This is a genomic window from Massilia sp. CT11-108, assembly GCF_047302915.1.
GTDB classification, from domain to species: Bacteria; Pseudomonadota; Gammaproteobacteria; order Burkholderiales; family Burkholderiaceae_D; genus Telluria; species Telluria orientalis.
This window is the reverse complement of sequence record NZ_JBKYMO010000415.1, coordinates 1-4,933: the sequence shown is the minus strand read 5'-3', so window position 1 is coordinate 4,933 and position 4,933 is coordinate 1. Positions and strand designations below refer to the sequence as shown.

6 protein-coding genes are annotated in these 4,933 nt (G+C 66.5%); 5 read left to right on the top strand and 1 reads right to left on the bottom strand.

Annotation, left to right across the window (positions count from 1 at the left end):
• The coding region (locus ACEN88_RS24285; protein ID WP_413343793.1) for a LuxR C-terminal-related transcriptional regulator at window positions 1–281 on the top strand (281 nt) is incomplete at its 5' end.
• Here the strand turns inward: ACEN88_RS24285 and ACEN88_RS24280 are convergent.
• Window positions 236–496 (bottom strand): hypothetical protein, encoded by a 261-nt coding sequence (locus tag ACEN88_RS24280; RefSeq protein ID WP_413343791.1) that lies wholly within the window; start codon window positions 494–496, stop codon window positions 236–238. The two genes, ACEN88_RS24285 and ACEN88_RS24280, sit on opposite strands and share 46 nt — an antisense overlap.
• A 472-nt stretch (window positions 497–968) precedes the next feature.
• On the opposite strand from ACEN88_RS24280, the gene gspG reads away from it, so the two are divergent.
• The 4 genes from gspG to ACEN88_RS24260 are packed head-to-tail and all read left to right on the top strand — an operon-like array spanning window position 969 to window position 4,894.
• Complete coding sequence (gene gspG, locus ACEN88_RS24275) at window positions 969–1,412, top strand: type II secretion system major pseudopilin GspG (RefSeq protein WP_371764717.1); 444 nt, start codon at window positions 969–971, stop codon at window positions 1,410–1,412.
• A gap of 20 nt (window positions 1,413–1,432) precedes the next feature.
• Window positions 1,433–2,620 (top strand): type II secretion system F family protein, encoded by a 1,188-nt coding sequence (locus ACEN88_RS24270; protein WP_413343789.1) that lies wholly within the window; start codon window positions 1,433–1,435, stop codon window positions 2,618–2,620.
• Window positions 2,617–4,308, top strand: coding sequence for a GspE/PulE family protein (locus ACEN88_RS24265; protein WP_413343787.1), 1,692 nt, complete (start codon window positions 2,617–2,619; stop codon window positions 4,306–4,308). The genes ACEN88_RS24270 and ACEN88_RS24265 overlap by 4 nt, the downstream gene beginning before the upstream one ends.
• Entirely contained in the window at window positions 4,301–4,894 is a 594-nt protein-coding gene (locus ACEN88_RS24260) for a hypothetical protein (protein ID WP_413343785.1), read from the top strand. Before ACEN88_RS24265 ends, ACEN88_RS24260 begins: the two co-directional genes overlap by 8 nt.
• Window positions 4,895–4,933: the final 39 nt, after the last annotated feature.

Sequence of the window (4,933 nt, the reverse complement as noted above, 5' to 3'; positions counted from 1 at the left end):
TGCCGGCGGCGCGGACGGCCGTGGACGGGGCGCCGGCACGTGCGCTCTCCGCGCGCGAGACCGAGATCATCGGCTGGCTGCGGGCGGGGAAGAGCAATGACGAGATGGGGAGGCTGCTGGGTATCAGCGCGCTGACCGTCAAGAACCATTTGCAGCGGATCTACCGCACGCTCGGCGTCAACAACCGGGCGCACGCGCTGGCGCGCTGCATGGATCTACGGCTGCTGGGGGAGGATCAGGACTGCGGTGCGTCGGCCGCCGCGCGGCGCATGGCTTCGTAGCGGTAGGCTTCGGCGTTCGCGTCGATGATGCGCAGGCCCTTGCAGCCATCGGCCGCGCAATCCGGCGCGGGCGAGTTGGCCGAGGCGACCTGGGCGGCGCTGCCCGTCATCGCGGCGGTCTGGACCGGCTGGTCGATCTGGGCGCCACTGCCACAGGCGGCGAGGGTGACGGCGAGGGTGACGGCGATAGCGGTACGGAAAGCGGAGATTTTCATGATTCAAGGCAACGCAAAACTCATCGATGCGTCACTGTAACGGCAGTTTTTCCGTAGCTCAATATTTTTGTTGTTAATTTCGTGCAAATATTATCATTTCGAAATATTTTCGTGCGGAAATAAGCGAAGATAAGCGATGATATGAGGAAATATCCTCACGGAAACTTTAAATGAAGGTAAGAAAAATTCGCGCGAAAACGACACAAATCCTTCCCCCATTAACGAAAAAACATAAAGGATTTCACACAGATAACGAGGTATGCTAGGCATTCCGTCGTCCCTGACCCTAAGGATGGGGGAACAATTGCGCAACAGTGTTCAGGCGAGCAGAAGAAGGTTAAAATTTTGCGAACAAGAAATCCGTTTGCGAATTCGACCGACGATCGATGCAGGAAAATGATTTGTCGCCATGACGGGGCCATGGTAGCCTTCATGCAAGGCTTTACACCAAAGCAATAGAGGAGTCGGTTGGATGTATCGTGTGCAGAACCAGGACACCGCCGCGCGGGTCCGCCAGGCTGGTTTTACCCTGCTTGAACTCTTGGTAGTTATCGTTATCATCGGTTTGCTGGCGGCTTACGTCGGCCCGAAATATTTCTCCCAACTGGGCAAATCCGAGGTCACCGTGGCCAAGGCCCAGATCGAAGCGTTCGAAAAATCGCTGGACACGTACCGCCTCGACGTCGGCCGCTATCCGACGACGGAAGAGGGCCTGGCCGCGCTGCTCACGGCGCCGTCGACGGCGTCCGGCAAGTGGAACGGCCCGTACCTGAAGAAGGGTGTCCCGCTCGATCCGTGGGGCCATGCCTACCAGTACCGCGCGCCCGGCACGAAGGGCGAGTATGAAATACTCTCGCTCGGCAAGGACGGCCAGCCGGGCGGCGAAGGCGAGAACGCCGACATCAGCTCCCAATAACGCTCCGGCCGGTCGCTCCCATGCAGTTCGCGGTTCGCACCCTTGCGCCCGACATGCGCATCGCCAGCGTGCTCGTCGACGCCCTCGACGAGGCGGACGCGCGCCGCCAGGTCGAGGCGCGCGGGCTGTTCGTCAGCGCGATCGAACCCGCGCAGGCGCCGCTGCTGCGCCGCCAGCGCGGCGGCAAGCTGTCGCTCGTGCTGTTCAGCCAGGAGCTGCTCGCGCTGCTGACGGCGGGCCTGGGCATCGTCGAAGGCCTGGAAGCGCTGCTGGAAAAGGAAACCAGTCCCGCCACGCGCAGCGTGCTGGAACGGCTGCTGGCCGGCCTGCGCGAAGGCAAGCGCCTGTCCACCGTGATGGCCGCGCAGCCCGCGCTGTTCCCGCCGCTGTACGTGGGCATCGTGCGCGCGGCCGAGGGGACCAGCGACCTGCCGCGCGCGCTCGAACGCTATATCGAATACCAGCAGCGCATCGACACCGTGCGCGCCAAGGTCGTCAGCGCGTCGATCTATCCCGCGATCCTGCTGCTCGTGGGCGGCGGCGTGAGCATTTTTCTGATGTCGTACGTGGTGCCGCGCTTCGCCGAGGTGTACCAGGGCGCGGGCCGCAACCTGCCGTGGATGTCGCGCCTGATGCTGGACTGGGGCCAGTTCGCGGGCCGGCATGCGGCGGGGCTCTTCATCGGCTTCGCGGCATTCGTCGCACTGGCCGCGTGGGCCATCCGGCGCGCGCTGAAACAGGGCGGCGCCGCGCGCCTGCTGGCGAAGCTGCCCGGCATCGGCGAGCGCGCCCGCATCTATGAACTCTCGCGCCTGTACCTCACGCTGGGCATGCTGAACGAAGGCGGCATCACGCTCGTGAACGCGATCGACACCGTGCAGGGCATGGTATCGCCCGGTATCGCCGGCGGCCTGAAAGCGGCGCGCGCCGCGATCGAGGCGGGACGGCCGATGTCCGACGCGTTCGAGGCGAACGGCCTGACGACGCCGATCTCGCTGCGCATGCTGCGCGTGGGCGAGCGCACGGGCTCGATGGGTACGATGCTCACGCGCTCGGCCGCGTTCTACGACGGCGAGATCGGCCGCTGGATCGACCGTTTCACCCGTACTTTCGAACCCCTGCTGATGGCGGCGATCGGCCTCGTCGTCGGCGCCATCGTCGTGCTGTTGTACATGCCTATTTTCGATCTCGCCGGAGACATGTCGTGAACGCGCCGGAAGCAATCCTGGATGCCGCATTGCTGGCGCGCGCGCGCGCCCAGAGCCGGCAATCGCGCCGTTCGCTCGTCGAAGAACTGCAGGGCCTGTCGGGCCTGGAGCCGCGCGAGATCGTACGCCTGCTCGCCGAGCCGTTCGGCCTCGCCACGATGGAAACGCCGGAGATGTTCGGCCAGCAGCCCGCGTTCGACCTGCTGCCGCTGGCGCAGGCGCTGGCACGCCACTGCGTGCTGCTGCGCGACGATGCGAAACACCTGACGGGCGTGATCGCGGACCCGTTCGACCTCGACCTGCAGACCTGGCTGCAGGCGCAGGCCGGCGCGACGGCGGCGTCTCCGCTGCACCTGCGCCTCGCGCTGCAATCGGACATCCAGGCGTACCTCGGCAAGCAGGAGGAATCCGCGCGCGCCGTCGACACGCTCGTCGGCGACAGCGGGGAGGGGCGCCGCGACGGCAAGAGCGCGACGGTGCTGTCGTTCGCGTCCGTGTCGGAAGCCGCGAGCCCCGCCGTCAAGCTCGTGAACTCGACCCTGTACGACGCCTTGAAGGCGGGCGCCTCCGACATCCACCTGGAAAGCACCGCGGGCGGTCTCGCCGTCAAGTACCGCGTGGACGGCGTGCTCGATCACGCGGCGTCCGTCGGCGGCATCGAACTGGCGGAGCACATCATCTCGCGTTTGAAGGTGCTGGCGGAGCTGGACATCGCCGAGCGCCGCATCCCGCAGGACGGCAGCTTTCGCGTCGAATCGGCCGGGCGCGAGATCGACCTGCGCGTGTCGATCATGCCCAGCATCCACGGCGAGGATGCCGTCATCCGTATCCTCGACAAGCGCGCGATGATCGAAGCGTACGGCTCGCTCACGCTGGAAGCGCTGGGCTTCGACGCGCCGTCGCTGGCGACGCTGCGCATGCTCGCGCAGGAGGCGTACGGCATGCTGCTCGTGACGGGGCCGACGGGCTCCGGCAAGACGACCACCTTGTACGCGGCGCTGACCGAGATCCACAACGGCCGCGAAAAGATCATCACGATCGAGGACCCGGTCGAATACCAGCTGCCGGGCATCCTGCAGATTCCCGTCAACGAAAAGAAGGGCCTGTCGTTCGCGAAGGGCCTGCGCTCGATCCTGCGCCACGATCCGGACAAGATCATGGTCGGCGAGATCCGCGACCGCGAGACGGCGGAGATCGCGGTGCAGTCGGCGCTGACGGGCCACCTCGTGCTGACGACGGTCCACGCCAACAACGTGTTCGACGTGTTCGGCCGCTTCACGCACATGGGCATCGACCCGTACGCGTTCGTGTCGGCGCTGAACGGCATCTGGGCCCAGCGCCTGATCCGCATGAACTGCCCGCGCTGCGTGGTCCAGTACACGCCGTCCGACGACGAACTGGCGTGCGCGCACCTGACGCGCGCCGACGTCCACGATTACCAGTTCATGCACGGCCTGGGGTGCGGCGATTGCCGCGGCACCGGCTACAAAGGCCGCCGCTCGATCGCCGAGATCCTGACCTTGAACGACGAGATCCGCGAACTGATCGTCGACAAGCAGCCGATCCGCCGCATCAAGGCCGCCGCCGCCGCCAACGGCACGCGCAGCCTGCGCCTCGCGGCGCTGGATCTCGTGAAACGCGGGGCCACCACCATCGAGGAAATCCGGAGGGTCACGCTGCATGCTTAATGGTTTCAAGTCGAGCTTCGGCCAGTCGCTGCGCATCGGCATCGCGCCCGACGCCCTGGCGCTCGTGCGCACGAGTATCTGGCCGCACGAGCGCGCGCGCCTGCTCGGCCAGGTGGCGGCGACGGGCGCCGATCCGGTGTCGCTCGGCGCGGCGCTGGGCATGCTGCTGGGCGAGCATGACGTGGCCGGCCTGCCGGTGACGGTGGTGCTGGCCGACGACCTCGCGCGTCTGTGGCAGGTGACGCCACCGGAAGGCGCGACGCGCCTCGCCGACCTCGAAGCGGCGGCCATGCTGCGCTACCAGGCGCTGTTCGGCGGCGGCGTGTCCGGTTGGAGCATCAGCGCGGACTGGGACGCGGCGCGCCCGTTCCTCGCGGCCGCGGTGCCGCTGTCCCTGCTCGAGCAACTGACGACGGCAGCAATCTCCCAGCGTTTCAGGCTGGTCGAGATCGTGCCGCAATTCGTCGCCGCACTGAACCAGCACCGCCGCGTGCGCCGCGCGGGCGCGTGGTTCGGCGTCGTGCACGGCGGCGTGTTGTGTATTTGCCCGTTTGACCGCGCCCAGGTACCGGGCAGGGGGGTTTAAAAAAAAAGCAGCCCCCCGCGCCGGGGGACCGGGGGGGTT